Raw genomic sequence first — 3,565 nt, forward strand, 5'->3', positions numbered from 1 at the left:
AGGTTGGCATCCTTGAGGTTAGCTGCGCTCAAATTAGCACCTTTGAGATCCACACCAGTCAACAAAGCATCACTCAAATCGGCACCGAGCAAATTAGCATTCTTGAAGTTAGAGCCAGCCATTCTTGCACCTTTTAATTTAGCAAAACTCAAATTAGCGCGGCTGAAGTTGACGCGAGTGAGACTGGCAAAACTGAGATTGGTGCGGTTGAGATTGGCGCTAGTGAAGTTAGCTTCATCGAGATCGGCGTTACTCATATCCGCTTCAGTTAATTCGGCTTCACTTAAATCGATATTTTCTAACTTTGCACCAGCAACTTTTACCCCTCTAAGGGAAACGCGATCGCGGTTCAAATCTTGCAGCGCCATTAACCTAGCATAGCTAACTTCTACGCCTTCCGCTCCATCTATGATGCTCCAAGCTTGATAGTGAGATTGTTTCCTACGTTCGGGAATTTCTTTGATGAATAGAATCAAAGCCAGCAGAACGCTGATAGCGTCTGCACTGCCCACTATTTTGGCTAGGGGCGAATTTTCATCGGTGATGAGAACGAGCGATATTAATACGAAGGCTGCAACGCTGGCGATCGCCCATGTTGGTAGTTCCCAGAACCATTTAACTAATGTTTCCTGGGAGGCGGTAAGTTTTTCCTGTATTTGTTCTGTTGTTACACCTTCTTTAACAACGGATGTTAAGCGTTTTATTTGTGCTTCAGCTTGAGTTTTAAGCAGAGCGAATTTGTTCTTAATTAATTCATTCTGTAAACTGGGAGACTTTTCTGTAACTGGTGCCGTTACTGCGTCGTTAGAAAAAGTAGGTACTGGCGGCGATGGGAGAGATGGGACTGCATAATCGGCACCTGACAACATCACATTGGCGATCGTCCCAAAAGCATTCTCCCATGCAAGCTTTACTTCGGGAGTCCAATCTTGCTGTAGATATTGTTCTAAAGTCACCAACAGTGCAGAAACCACAGGCGGATAATATTTTGGTAGAGCGCCATAAGCAACGTGCCGAGATCCTAAGTCTTGAAGCACTTGCCGCAGAGCCTCTGGTTTGCGTAAACTTTCTACCACCAGCACCAAGGCAGCAAGCAGCTTTTTGTGCTGCTTTTTCATATCGATGTGGGCAAATAACGGTTTCACACCCGGGTTAGCGGCAAACAAGTTATCGTAGAAGCTCACCACAAATTCCGGCAACTGTGGCTTAATTTTAGCGAAGCTGCTTTCGAGTAATTCGATTTCTAGGGCACCAGATTTCTGCGGTGCTGGTGCTGTTACTGCGACTTTAGAAGGTGTGGGTACTGTTTGCGATGGCACAGGTAAGGGAGCATAACCTGCACCTTCAAACATTACATTGGTAATCACAACATAAGCATCCACCCAAGCTTGCTTGATTTCTTCCGTCCAATCTGACTGTAAATACTGCTCAAAAGTTTGCAGTAGCGCCGCACCAACTAAGGGGTAAGATTCTGCGATTGCCCCGTAAGCAACGTGCCTTGCTCCCAAGTCTTTAAGAACTGCCTTGAGAACTTGTGGCTTACGCAAACTTTCTATGACTAACACTAAAGCACCGAGCAGCTTTTCTTGCTGCTTTTGCATATCGGTGTGAGTGAATAACGGTCTTATTCTTGGATTGGCTACAAACAGGTTTTCGTAAAAGCTGGCTGCAAATTGCGCGGCTTGGGGTTTGATTTTGGCAAAGCTGCTTTCGAGTAATTCTACTTGTAATGCACCAGATTTTTGTGGGGGAGGTGGTGCTACGTTAGCTGTAAATTCGTTGACATTGGTAGTGGATTTATGCACGATTGGTGCTTTATTCTCCCCGACAAAAGCGATGGCTTGGTTTTCTATTAATGGAGGTGGCGCTGCACTGGCGGCATCTTTTAACATCTCACCAGAAGACGGCTGTACGATCGCTGCTTTTTTCTCGTCGGTGGAAGCGATTGATAATTTTTGTTGTGGCGGAGGTGGGGTAAATGATGCGGCAACTTCCTTGATTGCAGTGGTAGATTTGTGTGGGCTTGGTGAAGGAGTTGGTAGTGTTTCTAATTGCAGAGTTTGGGCTGGATAACCTGCGCCTTCAAACATTAAAGCTGCGATCGCACTATAAGCATCGACCCATGCTTGCTTAACTTCAGGAGTCCAATCTTCTTGTAAGTATTGTTCAAAAGTTGCCAACAGCGCCGCGCCCACTAAGGGGTAATATTTTGGTATTGCCCCGTAACTGACGTGCCTGCTTCCTAAGTCTTTAAGAACTTCCTTGAGAACTTCTGGTTTCCGGAGACTTTCTACTACTAACACCAAAGCACTCAGCAACTTTCCTTGCTGCTTTTTTATGTCGCTATGAGCAAATAGCGGTTTTACTCTGGGGTTAGCAGCAAATAAGTTTTCGTAGAAACTAGCGGCAAATTCTTCCGCGTGAGGTCTGATGCGCTGGAAACTTTGTTCTAATAATTCAACTTTTAGAGACATTTGTGTATTTTTAGGTGTAAGAAGTTGTCAATGGTATAATTTAAATAGTTTTCAATTTTAATGCTGTGCTTTTAGGGGGTCGCAACTTGATTTTTTTGGTTAATTGCGCTCAGAAAGCTGCCATCGCATCAATTTTTGTTAGATTCTACAACATTTGCCCACCTAAAACAAGCTCGGCAATTTGCGGTAGGGCGATCGCTCCTAAAAGTTGGGCGGTTGCAAATGGTTTAGCCCGGTAACTGTTTGCGCCAAGAATTCCGCCAAGGCGTTGCACATCTTGGTTATTTTGAGCGGTGATAAATATAAACTGATACCAGGAAAAACTATTGCGTTTCCGATGGCGGATTTTGGCCAATCTTCATCGCCTTCCTGCTTCGCTTTAGCTGCTTCCACAAAGATTTGATCTTTTGATACGCCTCCTCTGGCAAAATCTTTCCTCCGGTTTCCAAGGCCGCGATATACGCAACTTTCTGAGCAAATTCTTGCAAATTAGCGTTAAAAGCTAGTTGTTCGGGCGTAAAGGCACCGTAGTAGCGGCCTCTAGGGTATAAAAAGTCGTTTTTGCTCTGTTGGTTGAAATTTTCTCCGTTAGTGGCCATCGATTCTTCGTTTGATAACGGTATTTATAGATATGCTTAACCAAGCCTTAACCTAGTTTATACCTACCTGGGGGATAATATTTGCAAAACTTAACATAATCGCGATCGCTACTCAAACTCGCGGCGGAATAAAATAAGGGCGATCGTGCGATCGCTCCCATAACTCAAACACTTTTATCTGTCTTTTGGCGTCCCGTGCAATTTCGGATCGGGTTGGGGTGGGTGCGGTTCTGGGCCAAGCGGCTGAGGATTGGCGATATACTCGAACTGGCCTTTGCCGTCGATCGATTTGCCGTTCGCCCAGGTTTATTTATAAAGGTTTTTAACTTAAATGCTACTGATATCGTGTCCGGTTGGATCGGTAGTACATGAATGATGCTCTCATGTTATCTGTGGGAGATCGGGGGTGAAAATTTTACCGCAGATGAAGACAGATTAACGCAGATTAACGCAGATAAGAACGCATTTTTTATGCAACCGATGCTACCGGAT

3 protein-coding genes are annotated in these 3,565 nt (G+C 44.8%); all 3 read right to left on the reverse strand.

Features of this window, described 5'->3' with window-relative positions; genetic code table 11:
• The coding region (locus tag H6S82_RS33700; RefSeq protein WP_242057093.1) for a globin domain-containing protein at window positions 1–2,474 on the reverse strand (2,474 nt) is incomplete at its 3' end.
• 145 nt (window positions 2,475–2,619) lie between these two features.
• Window positions 2,620–2,829: a hypothetical protein gene (locus H6S82_RS24245; RefSeq protein WP_190473749.1), complete on the reverse strand. Its 210-nt coding sequence runs from the start codon at window positions 2,827–2,829 to the stop codon at window positions 2,620–2,622.
• Window positions 2,798–3,073: a hypothetical protein gene (locus H6S82_RS24250; protein ID WP_190473747.1), complete on the reverse strand. Its 276-nt coding sequence runs from the start codon at window positions 3,071–3,073 to the stop codon at window positions 2,798–2,800. Before H6S82_RS24250 ends, H6S82_RS24245 begins: the two co-directional genes overlap by 32 nt.
• Window positions 3,074–3,565: the final 492 nt, after the last annotated feature.

Source organism: Planktothrix sp. FACHB-1355 (assembly GCF_014748295.1).
GTDB classification, from domain to species: domain Bacteria; phylum Cyanobacteriota; class Cyanobacteriia; order Cyanobacteriales; family Aerosakkonemataceae; genus Aerosakkonema; species Aerosakkonema funiforme_A.

Bases quoted from the DNA above. Each gene is read 5' to 3' on its own strand.
- H6S82_RS24250 (WP_190473747.1), bottom strand. From the start codon at position 3,073: ATGGCCACTAACGGAGAAAATTTCAACCAACAGAGCAAAAACGACTTT.